A 19,426-nucleotide genomic window follows, 5' to 3' on the forward strand; every position below is an offset into this window, starting at 1 on the left:
GGATTTGATTTGGCCAAAGCGGCAAAACGCGCCTTCGTTTGTAACGAATGCGGCGCTGATTATCCGCGCTGGCAGGGGCAATGCAGCGCCTGCCATGCGTGGAACACCATCACCGAGGTGCGCATTGCCGCCTCGCCTGCGGCGGCGCGTAATGAGCGCCTGAGCGGTTATGCCGGCGGCAACGCGGGCGTTAGCCGCGTGCAGAAGCTGTCGGAGATCAGCCTCGAAGCCCTGCCGCGTTTCTCAACCAGTTTCAAAGAGTTCGATCGCGTATTGGGCGGCGGCGTGGTGCCGGGCAGCGCCATCTTGATTGGTGGTAATCCGGGGGCCGGTAAATCGACGCTGCTGCTGCAGGTGATGTGCAAGCTGGCAGAAGGGATGAAAACTCTGTATGTCACCGGCGAAGAGTCACTGCAACAGGTGGCGATGCGCGCCCATCGTCTGGGATTACCGACCGAAAACCTCAATATGTTGTCGGAAACCAGCATCGAGCAGATCTGCCTGATCGCCGAGCAGGAGCAGCCGAAACTGATGGTGATCGACTCGATTCAGGTAATGCACATGGCGGAGATCCAATCCTCGCCGGGCAGCGTAGCGCAGGTGCGTGAAACGGCCGCCTACCTGACGCGCTTCGCCAAAACGCGCGGCGTGGCGATCATCATGGTCGGTCACGTCACCAAAGACGGTTCGCTGGCCGGCCCGAAAGTGCTGGAACACTGTATCGACTGTTCGGTGATGCTGGATGGCGACGCTGATTCCCGTTTCCGCACCTTACGCAGCCATAAAAACCGCTTTGGCGCGGTGAATGAGCTGGGCGTGTTCGCCATGACCGAACAAGGCATGCGCGAAGTCAGCAATCCGTCGGCCATCTTCCTGTCACGCGGTGATGAGATCACCTCGGGCAGTTCGGTGATGGTGCTGTGGGAAGGTACGCGTCCGCTGCTGGTCGAGATTCAGGCGCTGGTGGACCATTCGATGATGGGCAACCCACGCCGCGTCGCGGTGGGTCTGGAGCAGAATCGCCTGGCAATCCTGTTAGCGGTACTGCATCGCCACGGCGGCTTGCAGATGGCGGATCAGGATGTGTTCGTTAACGTGGTCGGCGGCGTAAAAGTCACCGAAACCAGCGTCGATTTGGCGCTGCTGATGGCGATGGTATCGAGCTTCCGCGATCGTCCGCTGCCGCAGGATCTGGTGATCTTTGGTGAAGTGGGCCTTGCCGGCGAAATTCGCCCGGTGCCGAGCGGCCAGGAGCGCATTTCCGAAGCGGCGAAACACGGCTTTAAGCGCGCCATCGTCCCGGCCGGTAATGCACCGAAGAAACCGGTCGAAGGGATGAAGGTGTACAGCGCGAAGAAGCTGGCGGATGCGTTAGCGATTCTGGATGAGTTGTAAGTTTTACCGGTCGGCATGAATGCCGACCCTACGTTTGTAGGGTGCGCATTTATGCGCACCGTCTTAAAGGCCGCACCGCCCTTTATTCCACGCAGGAGGCACTAAATGTCATCGTTTGACTACCTGAAAACAGCCATTCGCCAGCAAGGCCACACGCTGCAGCAGGTTGCCGACGCCAGCGGAATGACCAAAGGCTACTTAAGCCAGCTGCTCAACGCCAAAATTAAAAGCCCGAGTGCGCAGAAGCTGGAAGCGCTGCACCGTTTTCTTGGCCTGGAATTTCCGCGCCGCGATAAAACCGTTGGCGTGGTGTTCGGGAAATTTTATCCGCTGCATACCGGCCACATCTATTTAATCCAGCGCGCCTGCAGTCAGGTGGATGAGCTGCATATCATCATGGGCCACGACGAGCCACGCGATCGTGAACTGTTTGAAAACAGCGCCATGTCGCAGCAGCCGACCATCAGCGATCGACTACGCTGGTTGCTGCAAACCTTCAAATACCAGAAAAACATCCGCATCCATTCGTTTGACGAAGAGGGCATTGAACCTTATCCGCACGGCTGGGATGTGTGGAGCGGCGGCGTCAAAACCTTTCTGGCTGAGCAGGGCATTGAGCCGAATTGTATCTACACCAGTGAAGAACCCGATGCCGCGATGTATGAGCAGCACCTCGGCATTCCAGCGGTGGTTATCGATCCCAATCGATCCTTTATGAACATCAGCGGCGGGCAGATTCGTCAGGATCCATTCCGCTACTGGGAATATATTCCGACCGAAGTGAAGCCATTCTTCGTGCGCACCGTGGCGGTGCTGGGCGGCGAGTCGAGCGGCAAATCAACGCTGGTGAACAAGCTGGCGAACATCTTCAACACCACCAGCGCATGGGAATATGGCCGCGATTATGTCTTCTCGCACCTCGGTGGCGACGAGATGGCGCTGCAATATTCCGACTACGACAAAATCGCGCTCGGTCAGGCCCAGTACATCGACTTCGCGGTGAAGTACGCCAGTAAAGTCGCCTTTATCGATACCGATTTCATCACTACGCAGGCGTTTTGCCTCAAGTACGAAGGTCGCGAGCACCCGTTTGTGCAGGCGTTAATTGATGAATACCGTTTCGACCTGGTGATTTTGCTGGAAAACAACGTGCCCTGGGTGGCGGATGGATTGCGCAGCCTCGGCAGCTCAATGGATCGTCGCGAGTTCCAGACCATGCTGATCACCATGCTGCGTGAAAACAATATTGAGTTTGTGCACGTTAAAGAAGATGACTACGACACGCGCTTCCTACGTTGCGTCGAGTTAGTAAAGCAGATGCTGGGCAGCTGATTCAGCCATAAAAAAAGGCGCCTAATGGCGCCTTTTTCACAGCAACAGGCTTACTTCGTCATACGCTTGTACTTGATACGCTTCGGCTCGAGCGCATCGGCGCCGAGGGTGCGTTTCTTGTACTCTTCGTACTCGGTAAAGTTACCTTCGAAGAACTCCACCTTGCCTTCATCCTGATAATCGATGATGTGGGTGGCGATACGGTCGAGGAACCAACGGTCATGCGAGATCACCATGGCACAGCCTGGGAATTCCAGCAGGGCGTTTTCCAGCGCGCGCAGAGTTTCGATGTCGAGGTCGTTGGTTGGTTCATCAAGCAGCAGCAGGTTGCCGCCGACTTGCAGCAGCTTGGCGAGGTGCAGACGACCGCGCTCACCCCCTGACAGCTCGCCCACGCGTTTGCCCTGATCGGTGCCTTTGAAGTTGAAGCGACCGACGTAAGCACGGCTTGGCATCTCGGTGTTGCCAACGCGCATAATGTCCTGACCGCCAGACACTTCTTCAAACACGGTTTTGGAATTGTCCATCGCGTCACGGAACTGATCAACCGACGCCAGCTTGACGGTTTCGCCCAGCTCGATGGTGCCGGAATCCGGTTGCTCCTGACCTGACATCATGCGGAACAGCGTAGATTTACCCGCGCCGTTCGGGCCGATGATGCCAACAATCGCGCCTTTCGGTACAGAGAAGGTCAGATCGTCGATCAGCACGCGATCGCCATACGATTTCTTCAGGTTGGTCACTTCCAGCACTTTGTCGCCGAGGCGAGCGCCAGGTGGAATGAAGAGTTCGTTGGTTTCGTTACGCTTCTGGTAATCGGTGTTGTTCAGCTCTTCAAAGCGTGCCAGACGGGCTTTGCCCTTCGACTGACGGCCTTTCGCGCCTTGACGCACCCACTCCAGCTCTTTCTCGATAGATTTGCGACGCGCCGCTTCAGAAGAAGCTTCCTGCGCCAGACGCTGATCTTTTTGCTCCAGCCAGGAAGAGTAATTACCTTCCCACGGAATACCTTCACCGCGGTCCAGTTCCAGAATCCAGCCAGCCACGTTATCCAGGAAGTAACGGTCATGCGTGATCGCCACAACGGTGCCTTCGAAGTCGTGCAGGAAGCGCTCGAGCCACGCCACGGATTCGGCATCCAGGTGGTTGGTCGGTTCATCGAGCAGCAGCATGTCTGGCTTTTCCAGCAGCAGACGGCACAGCGCAACGCGGCGGCGCTCACCACCGGAAAGGGTAGCGATTTTGGCGTCCCAGTCTGGCAGACGCATCGCGTCGGCGGCACGGTTCAGCTGGGTATCGAGGTTGTGACCATCGTGCGCCTGGATCACTTCTTCCAGACGGCCCTGTTCCGCGGCCAGCTTGTCGAAATCCGCATCGGGATCGGCATACAGCGCATACACTTCGTCGAGGCGCTTCAGCGCGCCAACCACTTCTGAAACCGCTTCTTCAACGGATTCACGCACGGTGTGCTCCGGGTTCAACTGCGGTTCCTGCGGCAGATAACCCACATTGATGCCCGGCTGTGGGCGTGCTTCCCCTTCGATATCGGTATCGATACCGGCCATGATGCGCAGCAGCGTCGATTTACCCGAGCCGTTCAGGCCGAGTACACCGATTTTTGCTCCAGGGAAGAAGCTAAGAGAAATATTCTTCAGGATGTGACGCTTCGGCGGAACGACCTTGCCGACGCGATGCATGCTATAGACGAATTGAGCCACGTTGTATTGAGCCTTTTGGTCTGTGAGTTATGAACTTTAGGTACAGAAGTTTAGCTGTTTTCACCCTTTATTCATACCCGTCATACTTCGCGCTGCAGGTGCGTTGGCTGCGTGTGTCCACCCCAGTCACATACTAATGTATGCTCCTGGGGATGAACCCACTTGCCGCCTTCCTGCAACACGAAGTATTTAGGGTCTGGTTTTGTTTCCCGGTAATAGAAACAGAGGAATTCTAAGCTTTAGGCAATCGCAGCGGAATATTCTGTTGTGCCAGCCAGCTCTTCAGCGCCGGTTCGGGTGCGCTATCGCTGACCAGCAAATCAAAACGGCGCAATTCACCGATACGCGCGGGCAGCACTTTGCCAAATTTACTGCTGTCCGCCACCAGCACGCGCTGACGTGCGCGCAGCATCGCGTGGTGCTTCATCGCCAGCTCGTTAATGTTGTAGCAGGTGGCGCCCTGTTCCTGATCGATACCTGCCGCCGAAATAAAGGCCAGCGTCGGGCAGAGATCGTCGAGGATCGAGTGCGCGCCAATCGGCGTGAACAGCGCGTTATCGGCGTGGAACTCACCGCCGCTCAGGATCACGTTGCAGGCCGGTTTCTCTTTCAACGCCAGGAAAGTGTTCATCGCGCAGCAGATGGCCGTGAACGGCAAGGTGTCAGGAATCGCATCTACGATGTAAGGCAGCGTGGTGCCGCAATCAAAAAATACCGTGTCATTTTCACTGATCAGATCCGCAGCAGCCTGCGCCAGGCGCTGTTTGCGTGCGGCGTTCTGACCGTGCTGATCGGAGATGAAATAGTGTCCGGCGTGGCTTTTCGGATCGCTGACGATATAGCCGCCCAGCAGCACCACGGTTGAAGCCGGTTCGGTGAGATCGCGGCGAATGGTCATTTCCGACACGCCCAGCAGCTGCGCCGCGTCTTTCAGGTGCAGTTTATCGGTGCGTTTCAGCGCCTGAGCCAACTTGTGAATACGTTCGTCGCGCCGGGTTTCCATGATCATCTCTGCGTAATTAATCCTGAAGTCGAAGTGGCCTGGTCAAAAATCACGATAAATCTCACATATTTTAATGATTTGCGACGTATCCAGCAGGCCAGTTTTCAATCTTACCTGTAATGAGATCGGCCCGCAAACCTCATGCAATGCCGCCAACGTGTTGCTCTCAAGCCGCTTCGCTCTGATTCTCAATGTTGTTCCATTGTTAGAATAATAACATTAATTTCTACGAATGAAGGGCTGTTTATCGGCTTTTTATCAGGATGTCGAGGTGTGAAATTTATCACATAATTAACTTTATTAACCTGATATTGTTATTTTAATAACATTATAAAGCTAAAAATTCACCGGGAGAAAACAATGGATATTGCGGTTATTGGGTCAAATATGGTGGACCTCATTACCTATACCAATCAGCTGCCTAAAGCGGGCGAAACGCTGGAAGCACCCGATTTTGCCATCGGCTGCGGGGGTAAAGGTGCCAATCAGGCTGTGGCAGCGGCGAAGATGGGCGGCAGCGTGATGATGGTGAGTAAAGTCGGCGACGATCTGTTCGCGCCGAATACCGTGGCCAATCTGCAGCAGCAAGGCGTTGATACCCGCTTCGTCACCACCGCGCCAGGCACCTCCAGCGGCGTGGCACCTATCTTCGTCGACGATCAGTCGCAGAACCGCATTCTGATTATTAAAGGTGCCAACCAACAGTTGAAGCCAGCCGATATCGATGCCGCCGCTGACGCGTTGAAAAGCTGCCAGTTGATCATCCTGCAGCTGGAGATCCCGCTGGAGACCGTTTATTACGCCATTGATTTTGCCCGTCAGCATGACATCAAAGTGATCCTCAATCCGGCACCGGCGGTGGCGGATCTCAATATCGACTACGCCTGCAAATGCGACTTTTTCATGCCGAATGAAACCGAGCTGGAGATCCTCACCGGCATGCCGGTCACCACGGATGAAGAGGTGAAGCTGGCGGGGCAATCGCTGCTCAAACGCGGGCTAAAAAACCTGATCATCACGCTGGGCGGGCGCGGTTCGCTGTGGATGTCTGGCGACAGCGTGCATCAGGTTGCCCCCACCGCGGTAAAAGCGGTGGACACCAGCGGCGCGGGCGATGCCTTTATCGGCTGCTTCGCCCACGAGCTGGTGAAAAGCGGCGATATCCCGGCCGCGATGGCGCAAGCCTCGGCTTATGCCGCCTGCAGCGTGACCGGTCGCGGCACGCAGCGCTCCTATCCCGACGCGGAAACCTTCCAGCGTTTTCTCAACGTTCACTGAGGTCGAGTTATGCAACCGAACATTGTTCAGCAATCTGATGGCTATCTGAATAAAACGCCGCTGTTCCAGTTCATTTTGCTCTCGTGCCTGTTCCCGTTGTGGGGCTGTGCGGCGAGTCTGAACGACATCCTGATCACCCAGTTCAAAAGCGTGTTCGCGTTAAGCGATTTCGCCAGCGCGCTGGTGCAGAGCGCGTTCTATGGCGGCTACTTCCTGATCGCTATTCCGGCCTCGCTGGTGATCCGCAAAGCCACCTATAAACTGGCGATTTTATTGGGACTGGCGCTTTATATCGTGGGCTGCGTGCTGTTCTATCCCGCGTCGCACATGGCAACCTACACCATGTTCCTGGCGGCGATTTTCGCCATCGCCATCGGTTTGAGCTTCCTCGAAACCGCCGCCAACACCTACAGCTCGATGATTGGTCATCGCGATCACGCCACGCTGCGCCTGAATATCAGCCAGACCTTCTATCCGGTGGGCGCACTGATGGGCATCGTGCTGGGCAAATATCTGGTGTTTCAGGAGGGCGACAGTCTGGAAAGTCAGCTGGCCGGCATGAATGCGGAACAGGCGCATGCGTTCCGTCTCACCATGCTGGAGCATACGCTGGAACCCTACAAATATCTGGTCATGGTGCTGGTGGTAGTGATGCTGCTGTTCCTTTTCACCCGCTATCCGCGCTGCAAACCGGAAAGCAGTGAAAAATCGTTGCCGTCGCTCGGCGAGACTTTCCGCTACCTGGCGGCGAATCGTCACTTCAAACGCGGGATTCTGGCGCAGTTCTTGTATGTCGGCATGCAGGTGGCGGTGTGGTCGTTCACCATTCGTCTGGCGCTGACGCTCGGCGCGGTCAATGAACGCCATGCCTCTAACTTTATGATTTACAGCTTCATCGGCTTCTTTATCGGTAAATTTATCGCCAACGTCCTGATGACGCGCTTCCGTGCGGAAAAAGTGTTGATTGCCTACTCGCTGCTGGGTGTTCTGGCGCTGGCGTATGTGATGTTTGTGCCGAACTTTACCGCTGTCTATGCCGCCATCCTGGTCAGTGCGCTGTTTGGTCCGTGCTGGGCGACGATCTACGCTGGAACGCTGGCTACCGTCGATAACAAATACACCGAAGTGGCGGGCGCGTTTATCGTGATGTCGATTGTCGGTGCTGCCTTTATTCCTGCGATTCAGGGCTTCGTCTCCGATCATCTGGGATCGATGCAGCTGGCGTTCGGCGTTTCGCTGCTGTGCTTCGCCTGGGTGGGTTACTTCTTCTGGGGCGAGCTGCGTCATAAAAAACAGGCAGAAGCAGCAGGTCGTTTAGTTGAGGAGATGCCATGAAAACCCGTTTACCGTTACGTCGTGAGCAGTTTCATGAAACGCCAGCCACGCTGCTGCGCAACGAAACGTTCCACGTCGAGCTGTTTCGCTATCCCGCAGGCGTGGAAGCGGTACGCATCAGCAATCCACGCGGCACGGTGATCGTACTGCCGTTTTACGGTCAGATGGTGTGGGACGCTAACTTTGACGGCCATTCGCTGACCATGGGCCACAGCTTTAAGCAGCCGCTGCCCGGCAGTTCGATCATTGATACCTACGGCTGTTTCGCTTTCCACTCCGGGCTGCTGGCCAACGGCTGTCCGGCAGAGGATGACGATCATCCGCTGCATGGCGAAATGGCCTGCGCGCGCATGGACAGCGCGTGGATGGTACTGGAGGACGATCGCCTGTCGCTGGAGGGCGAAACCGAGTATGTGAAGGGCTTTGGCCATCACTATCTTGCCGCACCGGCGGTGCGCCTTGAGGCCAATGCTGCGCGCCTGCACATTGAGATGAACGTCACTAACCTGGCAGGCGCTCCGATGCCGCTGCAGTATATGTGTCATCTGAACAGCGCCTGGCTGGATCAAGGGCGTTTCCAGCAGTCAATTCCGACCGATGCGTTTCAGCTGCGCAGTTCGATCCCGGCGCACGTCAAACCTACCCCGCATTGGCGCGCATATACCGATCAACTGGCGCGCGATCCGCAGGCGTTTCAGCAGCTGGATCAGCCGCAGATGTGCGATCCGGAGATCGTGTTTTTCGCCGACGATCTCCAGCAGTACGGCGATGAGATGCAGTTCGAGCTGCACTCACCGCAAGGGTTTGCTCTGATGACACGCTTCTCCAGCCAACAGTTCCCGCACGCCACGCGCTGGATGCTGCATAACCGCGATCAGCAGGTCGCCGCCTATGTGCTGCCGTCAACCTGCCGCCCGGAGGGTTTCAAAGCCGCACAGCGCGCCGGCACGCTGATTGAGCTGGCCCCCGGCGAACAGCGCCATTTCAGCGTTGAGACCGGGATTTTGTAGGGGCGCCATTCATGGCGTAATGCCAATAACTCAAGCGCAGTGCGACTTTCGTTCGCCTTGAGCTTAGGCAGTTACAGCATTTTTGTGCGGCGACCGAGCAGAGGGCGCCTGGCCGCGCCCTCTGCACTCCCGGGCCTTGCGCCAGCCCAACCCGCCGCTACGCGGTCCCTTCACTCCTTCACGATTCCTGACGGACCGGTGTCGATTCGCTCCTGCTCAGCGCCACCTCTCGCCGCATCCATGCGGCTCGCCCTGGAATCCCTCACTCGTTCAGCGGGTTGGGATGTCGCCTCAACACCCACGCTGCGTCTGCAGTGCATTTCCAGTCTCAAAATCGCTATAAATCCCTTAGGGGCGCCATTCGTGGCAACCTGATTTCCAGCTATGCATAAATGCGCACCGTACAAAGAAACGGTGCAACTAAATCGCCACTAATCCGCGTACGCCGTCGGCTTCCATGGCGGATCCGACGCCGCGCTGCACGATCTCGCCGCGCGACATCACCAGATAGCTGTCGGCCAGTTCGGCGGCGAAATCATAAAACTGCTCGACCAGCAGGATCGCCATATCACCGCGCTGCGCCAACTGGCGGATCACCGCCCCGATCTCCTTGATCACCGACGGCTGGATCCCTTCGGTTGGCTCATCGAGGATCAATAGCTTTGGTGAACAGGCGAGGGCGCGGCCAATCGCTAATTGCTGCTGTTGTCCGCCCGACAGGTCGCCGCCGCGGCGCGCTTTCATCTCACGCAGCACCGGAAACAGTTGATAGATCTCCTCCGGCACCGCTTTGGCCTGTGCGCCAGAAAAACGCGCCAGCCCCATCAGCAGATTCTCTTCCACCGTCAGACGCGGGAAGATTTCGCGCCCCTGCGGCACATAAGCGATACCGGCCTGCACGCGCTGATGCGGCTTGCGGCTGTTGATCACATTATCCTGCCAGCGAATTTCGCCGGATTTAGCCGGAATCAGCCCCATCAAACATTTCAGCAACGTGGTTTTACCCACGCCGTTACGTCCCAGCAGGCAGGTAATTTCACCCGGCTTCGCTTCAAACGACAGGCCGCGCAGAATGTGGCTGCCGCCGTAATATTGATTCAGTTCCGCGACTTGCAGCATGTTAACGCCCCAGATAAACGTCGATAACCCGATCGTCCGCCTGCACTTCGCGTAACGATCCCTCGGCCAAAACCTGGCCCTGATGCAGCACGGTGACGTGATCGGCAATGGTTTCAACAAAGCCCATGTCGTGCTCGACCACCATCAGCGAATGCTTACCGGCGAGGCTGCGAAACAGCTCGGCGGTGTATTCGGTTTCGGCATCGGTCATGCCGGCTGCCGGTTCATCCAGCAGCAGCAGATGCGGGTCCTGTACCAGCAGCATGCCGATTTCCAGAAACTGCTTCTGGCCGTGCGACAGCAAACCGGCTTTGCGCTGGCGTTCGGCACCCAGCCGCAGCAGTTTTAGCACCTCATCAATGCGATCCTTCTGCTCGCCGTTCAGCCGCGCACGCAGGCTGGCCCACACCGATTTGTCGTTTTTCAGCGCGATTTCCAGATTCTCAAATACTGTTAGCGCTTCGAATACCGTGGGTTTCTGGAACTTGCGCCCAATACCGGCGCGCGCGATCTCCACCGGCGACATTTTGCTGAGATCGGTATCCTGGTCGTAGATCACCTGGCCATTATCCGGCCGGGTTTTACCGGTGATCACATCCATCAGCGTGGTTTTTCCCGCGCCGTTGGGGCCGATCACGCAGCGCAGTTCGCCCACGCCGATCTTCAGTGAGAGATCGGTGAGCGCACGAAAGCCGTCGAACGAGACGTTGACCTTCTCCAGCTGCAATACCGGATCGCTTTGTTCACGATAGCGATCCGAGGGATGAGGTTGGGTAAACAATTGTTCAGTCATCGCGCCTCCGGCGCAGCAGGCCAATCACGCCACGCGGCAGGAACAGCGTGACCAGGATAAACATCAGGCCAAGGAAAAACAGCCAATATTCCGGGAAGGCGACGGTGAACCAGCTTTTGGCTCCGTTAACGATGGCGGCACCAAGCAGCGGACCAATCAGCGTGCCGCGTCCGCCCAGCGCCACCCATATCGCCGCTTCAATCGAGTTGGTTGGCGACATTTCGCTGGGGTTGATAATGCCAACCTGCGGCACGTAGAGCGCGCCCGCCAGCCCGCACAGCACCGCCGACAGCGTCCAGACAAACAGCTTGAAGCCTTTGGGATCGTATCCGATGAACATCAGGCGGTTCTCCGCATCGCGCACCGCGGTCAACACGCGGCCAAACTTGCTGCGTGCCAGCGCGAAGCCAATGCCGAGGCTGACCAGCAGCAGCAGCACCGTGGCGACAAACAGTCCAATACGCGTGCCGGTAGCGGTGACGTTAAAGCCGAGCAATGTGGTGAAGCCGGTAAAGCCGTTATTACCGCCGAAGCCGGTTTCGTTGCGGAAAAACAGCAGCATGCCAGCGTAGGTCAGCGCCTGCGTCATGATTGAGAAGTAAACGCCTTTGATTTTCGAGCGGAAGGCGAAGAAGCCAAACACCAGCGCCAGTAAACCCGGCACCAGCATGATCAGGCACAGCGCCCAGGCAAAATGTTGCGTGCCCGCCCAAAACCACGGCAGCTCACTCCATGAAAGAAAAGACATGAACGCAGGCAGGCCGTAGCCGGATGCCTGGCGCATCAAATACATGCCCATCGCATAGCCGCCAAGCGCGAAGAACAGGCCGTGACCGAGCGACAGCAGCCCGGCGTAACCCCACACCAAATCGAGCGCCACCGCGACCACGGCGTAACAGAGAATCTTGCCGACCAGCGTTAGCGTGTAGGTGGAGATCGCCAGCGGATGAGTGGCGGGCAGCAGGGCGCAGAACGGCAGCGCCAGCAGCAGCACAGCGATCACCACGCCGAGGCTGAGCGTCAGGCGTGGCGCTTTGCGCGCAATAGTTAACGTCATTGGCTGGCTCATCAGTCAATCACCCTCCCTTTGAAGGCAAACAGGCCCTGCGGACGTTTCTGGATAAACAGCACGATCAGCACGAGGATGAGGATTTTTCCCAGCACCGCGCCAATCTGCGGTTCCAGCACTTTGTTAAGAATGCCAAGACCAAAGGCCGCGACCACGGTGCCCGCCAGTTGGCCGACGCCACCCAGCACCACCACGAGGAAGGAGTCGATGATGTAGCCCTGACCGAGCTCCGGCCCGACGTTGCCGAGCTGCGACAGCGCCACGCCGCCGAGTCCGGCGATGCCAGAACCGAGGCCAAACGCCAGCATATCGATACGTCCGGTCGGCACGCCGCAGCAGTCGGCCATTGCGCGGTTTTGCGTCACGGCGCGCACGCTCAGGCCGAGACGGGTTTTATTCAGCAGTAGCCAGGTGAGGGCCAGCACGGCAAACACAAACAGGATCACCGCGATACGGTTGTACGGCAGCACCAGATTCGGTAACAGCTGCAGCCCGCCGGAGAGCCAGCCTGGGTTAGCCACTTCCAGGTTCTGCGCGCCAAACAGCATGCGCACCAGTTGAATCAGCATCAGGCTGATACCCCAGGTGGCGAGCAGCGTTTCCAGCGGACGTCCGTACAGATGGCGGATGATGGTGCGCTCCAGCAGCATGCCCATGCAGGCGGTGACCAGAAAGGCCACCGGCAGCGCCAGCAGCGGATACCAGGCCAGCCACTGCGGTGCGAACTGCTGGAACAGGCTTTGCACAAACCAGGTGGCGTAGGCACCCAGCATCAGCATTTCGCCGTGCGCCATGTTGATTACGCCCAGCAGGCCATAGGTGATCGCCAGACCGAGCGCGGCCAGCAGCAGAATCGAACCGAGCGACAGGCCGGTAAACGCCTGACCGAGCAGATCGCCCCACATCAGGCGCTGTTTAATCTGCTTCAGGCTGGCGGCGGCGGCATCACGCACGCTGGCATTGGGTTCATTGCTGGCCTGGGTTAAGCGCGTGAGGCTGGCCTGCATGTTGGGATCGCTGGATTCGCCGAGCAGTTTGACAGCCTTAAGGCGCAGCGCCGCATCCGGGCTGGCGAGTTGCAGGTTGGCCGCTGCCATCAGCAGTACGTCGTGCACTTTCGCGTCTTTTTCCAGCGTCAGACGCTGCTCAATCAGCGGCAGCATGTCGGCGACGCCATCATTTTGCAGTTGTTGTGCGGCACGTAAACGGATCGCGGCATCATCGCTCACCAGCTGATGGGCGGCGAGGGCGCTGGCGATCAATACGCGCAGGCGGTTGTTCATGAACAGCTTTTTGGTGTCGCCGTCGGGCTGTTGCGCGCTGTCGAGCGGCTGCAACGCTTCGCCTTGTTTGCTGAACGGCTGCTGTTTTTGGTCGATGACCACGGTTTCATTGCGCAGCGCCTGCAGCAGCGGCAAGCGACTGGCCTGCGGTGCGGCGGCCCACTGCTGGAGCAGCGTGGCTTGTTGCGCGCGGCTGGCGGCCGCGAAGTCTGCGCCATCGCCCGCCTGGGCGAGCCAGGGCAGCAGTAACAGCAGACAGCAGAGATAACGGCGGATTGTCATGGTTCTGGCCCTGATGGTGAGAAGTTGTGCTGGGCGGGGATTGGTGTTGCTGTCCCCCATCCCGGCCTTCCCCCATGAATGGGGGAAGGAGACGCTGCCACATGCATGTTCATTGCTGGCATTGGGCAACGTCTTCATCCCCCATTCATGGGGGAGGACCGAGGAGGGGGACAGCCAGCACAACCCCTACTGCGTTGATTTCACCGGATGGTCCGGCTTCTTATCATTACCCGCAATGTACGGGCTCCACGGCTGGGCGCGTACCGGTTGCTCGGTCTGCCACACCACGTTGAACTGACCGTTCTCTTCCACTTCACCAATCATCACTGGCTTATGCAGGTGATGGTTGGTTTTATCCATGGTCAGGGTGAAACCGTCCGGGGCTTTAAAGGTCTGTCCCGCCATCGCCGCGCGCACTTTATCCACATCGGTGGTGCCCGCTTTCTCTACCGCCTGCGCCCACATGTGCAGGCCAACGTAGGTCGCTTCCATCGGGTCGTTGGTCACCACGGTGTTGGCGTTCGGCAGGTTGTGCGCCTTAGCGTAGGCGCGGTAATCCGCGACGAACTTCTGGTTAGTTGGGTTATCCACCGACTCGAAGTAGTTCCACGCCGCTAGCTGACCGACCAGCGGTTTGGTATCAATGCCGCGCAACTCTTCCTCGCCGACCGAGAAGGCGATCACCGGGATATCCGTGGCTTTGATGCCCTGATTGGCCAGCTCTTTGTAGAACGGCACGTTGGAGTCGCCGTTGATGGTGGAGATCACCGCGGTTTTGCCACCGGCAGAGAACTTCTTAATGTTGGAGACGATGGTCTGATAATCGCTGTAACCAAACGGCGTATAGACCTCTTCGATGTCTTTATCCTGTACCCCTTTGGTGTGCAGGAAGGCGCGCAGTATCTTGTTGGTGGTGCGCGGATAGACGTAGTCGGTGCCCAGCAGGAAGAAGCGTTTCGCGCTGCCGCCATCTTCACTCATCAGGTATTCCACCGCCGGAATCGCCTGTTGGTTCGGCGCGGCGCCGGTGTAGAACACGTTCGGCGACATCTCTTCGCCTTCGTACTGCACCGGATAGAACAGCAGGCCGTTCAGCTCCTCAAACACCGGTAGCACCGATTTACGCGATACCGAAGTCCAGCAGCCAAACACCGCCGCCACTTTGTCTTGGGTCAGCAGCTGGCGCGCTTTCTCAGCGAAAAGCGGCCAGTTGGAGGCCGGATCGACCACCACCGGTTCCAGCTTTTTGCCCAGCACGCCGCCTTTGGCGTTGATCTCATCGATAGTCATCAGCGCCACATCCTTCAGCGGCGTTTCGGAGATCGCCATGGTGCCGGAGAGGGAGGACATAATGCCCACCTTGATGGTGTCAGCAGCCTGCGCCGCAAAGGCAAAGCCCATGCTGGCCACAGAGGCAGAGAGCGCGAAAGCCTTGAGCAACGAACGTCTTTTCATCAGTAAACCCCTCACGATGTTTGTATTGTTATTCAATGGGTTGAAGTCGAGCCTGCTGTAACATATGCAATGTGATCTTTCTGACCTCTGCCTTACTGACGGCGATGTGGTCGGTTAAAATGCGCTGCGCCTCCTCGGTTTGTTGCTGGAAAATCGCCCGTAAAATCTGAGCGTGCTCGCGGTATGTCGCCTCCATTCGGTCGTCTCGGGTAAAATCGAGACGGCGAATGATGCGGATTTTTTCGGTCAGTTCGGCGTGGATGCGCGCCATCTCCTGATTGCCAGCGGCGGCCACCAGCGCCATGTGAAAGGCTTCATCCTGCGCCGAAACCGCTTTGCCATCGGCCAGCGGCGGTGCATCCATCCAGAAGCTTTTCAGCGCGGTGAGCATGTCGATGCACTGCGGTGCGGGCAGTGCGCACAAGCGGCGTACCGCTTCGCACTCCAGCACGGTGCGAAAGTCGTACAGCTCTTCGAAATATTCAAAGTCAAACGGCTTCACCTGCCAGCCGCTGCGGAACCACACTTCGACGTAGCCCTCGCGCTCCAGCCAGAACAGCGCCTGACGCACCGGCGTGCGGCTCACTTCCAGCCGATCGGCGATTTCGTTTTCGCTGAAGCGATCGCCCGGCATCAGTCGGAACTCAAAAATGTCCTGTTTCAGCGCCTGATAAACCTTTTCGGCCAGCGCTTCCGGACGACCTTTGCTACGAGGGCTCGTGTTCATGCCGACTCCTTATTCCAGCCACAGCAGGGCATCGCCCGGACTCACCGGACGTCCTGCCTGGCAGGCAATGCGTTTCACGGTGCCGGCCTGCGGCGCGACAATCGCCAGTTCCATTTTCATCGCTTCCACGATGATCAGCGTTTGACCGGCTTCCACCGCGTCGCCTGGCTGAACCAGCACTTTCCAGATGTTGCCGTTCATATCGGCGCACACCGCCAGCGCATCGTCGTCGGCTTCGGCCACCACCAGCGTCTCCTCGCTGGTGAGCGGCGCGTTCTGCTCTTCCTGCGCCCACAGCGTCACTTCCTGTTCGAAGGCGGCGGACTGACGCTGGCGGAAATCGCTGATCGATGCGGCATTTTCCGCCAGGAATTGATGATGGGCGGCGAAGTCGAAGACCGTTTCTTCGATGCGCACCGTGGCGCGGCCTTCGCGGAAGTCATCGCGCAGCTGCGTCAGTTCGTTTTCCGTTACCGGATAAAAGCGCACCTGATCGAAGAAGTGCAGCAGCCACGGCTCGTCGGCCGCAAACTGCTCGTTTTTCAGGAACTTGTTCCAGATTGGTAGTGTGCGGCCCACCAACTGATAGCCGCCGGGTGAATCCATGCCGTAGATGCACATGTACATGCCGCCAATGCCAACCGTGCCTTCAGCGGTAAAGGTGCGCGCCGGGCTGTATTTGGAGCTCAGCAGACGATGGCGTGGATCGATCGGTACCGCGCACGGCGCGCCGAGATAGACATCGCCGAGGCCGAGAATCAGGTAGCTGGCATCAAAAAGGGTGTCGCGCACCGCTTCGCGGCTCGCCAGGCCATTAATACGCTGGATAAAATCGACGTTATTTGGCAGCCACGGCGCGCTGGCACGCACAGTTTCCTGATAACGTTCGACCGCGCCGAGTGTGGCGCTGTCTTCGAAGGCCATCGGCATCCAGACAATGCGCGACGGCACTTTCAGCTGGCTGACATCGCCGAGCCCGGCTTCCAGTTCCAGCAGCAGCTGCATCAGCTGTTTCTGGCTGAGAATCAGGCTGTCGTAGCGCACCTGCAGAGAGCGCACGCCCGGCGACAGCTCTTCCACGCCCGGCACCGCGCGTTCACGTAGCGCATTCATCAGCAGATGCACGCGCAGACGCAGCGCCAGATCCAGCACGTTATCGCCGTACTCAATCAGCACATATTTGTCGCCCGCCTGGCGATAAACCGCCGCTGGCGTGGTTGCCGTGGCGGGGAGCGCCGCCAGCAAGGTGGCGGAACCGATAGCGCTGGCTGCTAAAGAGGGCACCGCAAAGGCCGGCGCGTGGCTGCTGCGCAGCGTGGCCACGCTGTGCGCCTGGGCTTTTTCCAGCGCCACCGCTTCGTCGGCGCTGATTGGGTGGAAGCGAATTTTATCGCCCGGTTTCACCTGGCCGACTTTCCACAGTTCGGCTTTGGCGATGGTCACCGGGCAGACGAAGCCGCCGAGGCTAGGGCCGTCGTGCGTCAGGATCACCGGGAAGTCGCCGGTGAAGTTCACCGCGCCGATGGCGTATTCGCAGTCATGCACGTTGGACGGATGCAGGCCGGCTTCGCCGCCGTTGGCGCGCGTCCATGTCGGTTTCGGGCCAACCAAACGCACGCCGAGGCGGTTGGAGTTGTAGTGCACCTGCCAGTCGCTGGCAAAGAACTCATCAATCGCCGCCTGAGTGAAGAAATCCGGTGCGCCGTGCGGTCCATACAGCACGCCGATGCGCCATTCAGTGCCGTAGTGCGGCACCAGCGCATGATCGAGCGCCTGCGGTGCGCTGACCGGCGCGGGCGTGGTGCAGGCAGCGAGCTGCGGCTGAGAAATTGGCAGCATGTCGGCGACGCGCAGAGTGCGTCCGGCGTGGCCGCCAAACTGGCCGAGTGAGAAGGTGGATCGGCTGCCGAGATATTCCGGCACATCGAACCCGTTGCGTACCGCTAAGTAGGTGCGGCAGCCGCTCTGCGCGCGGCCCAGCGTCAGGGTTTGTCCCGCTTTGACGCTGACGGGCTGCCAGTAGGCGATGTTTTCGCCATCGACGTCGGCTGGGCAATCAGCGCCGGTCAGGGCGATAACGGCATCGCTGTGGAAGCGCAGCGTGGGGCCTTGCAGCGTGAATTCCAGTCCGGCGGCGCTGTCGTGGTTGCCAACAATGCGGTTGGCGAGGCGGAAGGCGAAATCGTCCATTGGGCCGGACGGTGGCACGCCGATATCCCAATAACCGAGGCGGCCAGGGAAATCCTGAATGCTGCTGAAGGTGCCGGGTTGCAGCACTTCAATCACGCTGGCGGCTGGTGTGAAGCTATCGAGGAAGCGCGTCCACACGTTGCCGCTGCGGAAGGCGTCGGTGGCGACGATCTGGCGCAGATAATCGAGATTGCTGGCGATGCCGTGCAGCTGCGTGGCGTCGAGCGCCTGCTGCATCTTCGCCAGCGCCGCTGCGCGCGTCTCGGCATGCACGATCAGTTTGGCGACCATCGGATCGTAAAACGCCGAGACTTCGGTGCCGGTAGCGATCCAGCCATCAACGCGCACGTCATCCGGGAAACTGACGTGGGTCAGCACGCCGGGGCTGGGCTGGAAGTTTTTCAGCGGATCTTCGGCGTAGATACGCACTTCAATCGATGCGCCAGCGGGCGCTTGTTGCAGGCGCGCCCAGTCGATGGCATCGCCAGCGGCGACTTTCAGCATGCACTCAACCAGATCGAGGCCGGTAACACATTCGGTGACCGGATGTTCAACCTGCAGGCGGGTGTTCACTTCGAGGAAGTAGAAGGCATCTTGTTCGGCGTCGTAGATGTATTCCACCGTACCGGCGCTGCGATAATTCACCAGCTCGCCGAGGCGCACCGCAGAAGAGAGCAGCGCTTCACGCGTTGCCTGCGGTAGATTCGGTGCAGGCGTCTCTTCGACCACTTTCTGGTTGCGGCGCTGCAGCGAACAGTCGCGTTCGCCGAGCGCGATCACTTTGCCGCTGCCGTCGCCAAAAATCTGCACTTCAACGTGGCGCGCGCGATCGATGCAGCGTTCTAAAAACACGCCCGCATCGCTGAAGAACTGCTCGCCAAGGCGGCGCACGCTCTCCCACGCATTGCGTAGCGCATCGGCGTCGGCGCAGCGCGTCAGGCCAATGCCGCCGCCGCCCGCGGTGCTTTTCAGCATCACCGGATAGCCGATGGTGTCGGCGGCGCTTAAAGCTTCTTCCAGCGAACTCAGCAGCGGCGTGCCCGGCGTCATCGGCACGCCTGCGCTGGCGGCGAGCTCACGCGCGCGGTGTTTCAGGCCAAACTCGCCAATCTGCTGCGCGGTGGGGCCGACAAAGGCGATGCCGGCTTTTTCACAGGCATCGGCAAACGGCAGGCTTTCTGACAGGAAACCGTAGCCCGGCCAGATGGCTTGCGCGCCGGTTTCCTGTGCGGCGGCGAGGATTTTATCGATGCGTAAATAGCTGTCGCTGGCTTTGTCGCCGCCGAGGGCGATGGCGACGTCTGCTTCTTTGACGTGGCGCGCGTTGCGGTCAGCATCGGAATAGACGGCGACGCTTTTCACGCCGAGGCGTTTTAAGGTGCGAATGGCGCGGCAGGCGATTTCGCCACGGTTAGCAATCAGAACGGTGCTGAACAT

14 protein-coding genes are annotated in these 19,426 nt (G+C 58.7%); 5 read left to right on the forward strand and 9 right to left on the reverse strand.

The features are described from left to right. The first annotated feature begins 9 nt into the window (after window positions 1-9). Both radA and nadR read left to right on the forward strand, forming a co-directional pair. The gene (radA, locus tag MWH02_RS11850) at window positions 10-1,395 is read left to right on the forward strand and encodes a DNA repair protein RadA (protein WP_007886867.1); all 1,386 of its coding nucleotides are present in this window, start codon (window positions 10-12) and stop codon (window positions 1,393-1,395) included. 105 nt (window positions 1,396-1,500) lie between these two features. Beyond that, a complete protein-coding gene (gene nadR, locus MWH02_RS11855) occupies window positions 1,501-2,727 on the forward strand; it encodes a multifunctional transcriptional regulator/nicotinamide-nucleotide adenylyltransferase/ribosylnicotinamide kinase NadR (protein WP_110867484.1) in 1,227 nt (408 codons plus the stop codon). Window positions 2,728-2,777: 50 nt separating this feature from the next. On the opposite strand, the gene ettA is transcribed toward nadR, so the two are convergent. Continuing rightward, window positions 2,778-4,445, reverse strand: a complete 1,668-nt coding sequence (ettA, locus tag MWH02_RS11860; RefSeq protein WP_008101764.1) for an energy-dependent translational throttle protein EttA — start codon at window positions 4,443-4,445, stop codon at window positions 2,778-2,780. A gap of 232 nt (window positions 4,446-4,677) precedes the next feature. Then, window positions 4,678-5,448 carry a DNA-binding transcriptional repressor DeoR gene (gene deoR / locus MWH02_RS11865; RefSeq protein WP_101762370.1) on the reverse strand — a complete coding sequence of 257 codons (771 nt, stop codon included), beginning with the start codon at window positions 5,446-5,448 and terminating at the stop codon, window positions 4,678-4,680. 360 nt (window positions 5,449-5,808) lie between these two features. Here deoR and rbsK point away from each other — a divergent pair, with 360 nt between their 5' ends. From rbsK to MWH02_RS11880, 3 genes are read left to right on the forward strand one after another with little or no spacing between them, the layout of a single operon-like run. Continuing rightward, complete coding sequence (gene rbsK, locus MWH02_RS11870) at window positions 5,809-6,726, forward strand: ribokinase (protein ID WP_222185227.1); 918 nt, start codon at window positions 5,809-5,811, stop codon at window positions 6,724-6,726. Window positions 6,727-6,735: 9 nt separating this feature from the next. Beyond that, a complete protein-coding gene (gene fucP, locus MWH02_RS11875; protein WP_101762178.1) occupies window positions 6,736-8,061 on the forward strand; it encodes an L-fucose:H+ symporter permease in 1,326 nt (441 codons plus the stop codon). Next, window positions 8,058-9,071 (forward strand): aldose 1-epimerase family protein, encoded by a 1,014-nt coding sequence (locus MWH02_RS11880; protein WP_271460697.1) that lies wholly within the window; start codon window positions 8,058-8,060, stop codon window positions 9,069-9,071. Before fucP ends, MWH02_RS11880 begins: the two co-directional genes overlap by 4 nt. Window positions 9,072-9,491: 420 nt before the next feature. On the opposite strand, the gene urtE is transcribed toward MWH02_RS11880, so the two are convergent. From urtE to uca, 7 genes are all read right to left on the reverse strand, one after another. After that, a complete protein-coding gene (gene urtE, locus MWH02_RS11885; RefSeq protein WP_271460698.1) occupies window positions 9,492-10,190 on the reverse strand; it encodes an urea ABC transporter ATP-binding subunit UrtE in 699 nt (232 codons plus the stop codon). Between the two features lies 1 nt (window position 10,191). Beyond that, window positions 10,192-10,983: an urea ABC transporter ATP-binding protein UrtD gene (gene urtD / locus MWH02_RS11890; RefSeq protein ID WP_271460699.1), complete on the reverse strand. Its 792-nt coding sequence runs from the start codon at window positions 10,981-10,983 to the stop codon at window positions 10,192-10,194. Continuing rightward, a complete protein-coding gene (gene urtC, locus MWH02_RS11895; RefSeq protein ID WP_271460700.1) occupies window positions 10,976-12,052 on the reverse strand; it encodes an urea ABC transporter permease subunit UrtC in 1,077 nt (358 codons plus the stop codon). The genes urtD and urtC overlap by 8 nt, the downstream gene beginning before the upstream one ends. Continuing rightward, window positions 12,052-13,617 carry an urea ABC transporter permease subunit UrtB gene (urtB, locus tag MWH02_RS11900; RefSeq protein WP_271460701.1) on the reverse strand — a complete coding sequence of 522 codons (1,566 nt, stop codon included), beginning with the start codon at window positions 13,615-13,617 and terminating at the stop codon, window positions 12,052-12,054. The genes urtC and urtB overlap by 1 nt, the downstream gene beginning before the upstream one ends. A gap of 186 nt (window positions 13,618-13,803) precedes the next feature. After that, window positions 13,804-15,072, reverse strand: coding sequence for an urea ABC transporter substrate-binding protein (gene urtA / locus MWH02_RS11905; RefSeq protein WP_110867492.1), 1,269 nt, complete (start codon window positions 15,070-15,072; stop codon window positions 13,804-13,806). 28 nt (window positions 15,073-15,100) lie between these two features. Beyond that, window positions 15,101-15,799, reverse strand: a complete 699-nt coding sequence (locus MWH02_RS11910) for a GntR family transcriptional regulator (protein WP_192412422.1) — start codon at window positions 15,797-15,799, stop codon at window positions 15,101-15,103. A gap of 9 nt (window positions 15,800-15,808) precedes the next feature. Continuing rightward, complete coding sequence (uca, locus tag MWH02_RS11915; protein ID WP_271460702.1) at window positions 15,809-19,426, reverse strand: urea carboxylase; 3,618 nt, start codon at window positions 19,424-19,426, stop codon at window positions 15,809-15,811.

Origin of the sequence: Pantoea leporis, from assembly GCF_028048155.1 — a bacterium.
GTDB lineage: Bacteria > Pseudomonadota > Gammaproteobacteria > Enterobacterales > Enterobacteriaceae > Pantoea > Pantoea leporis.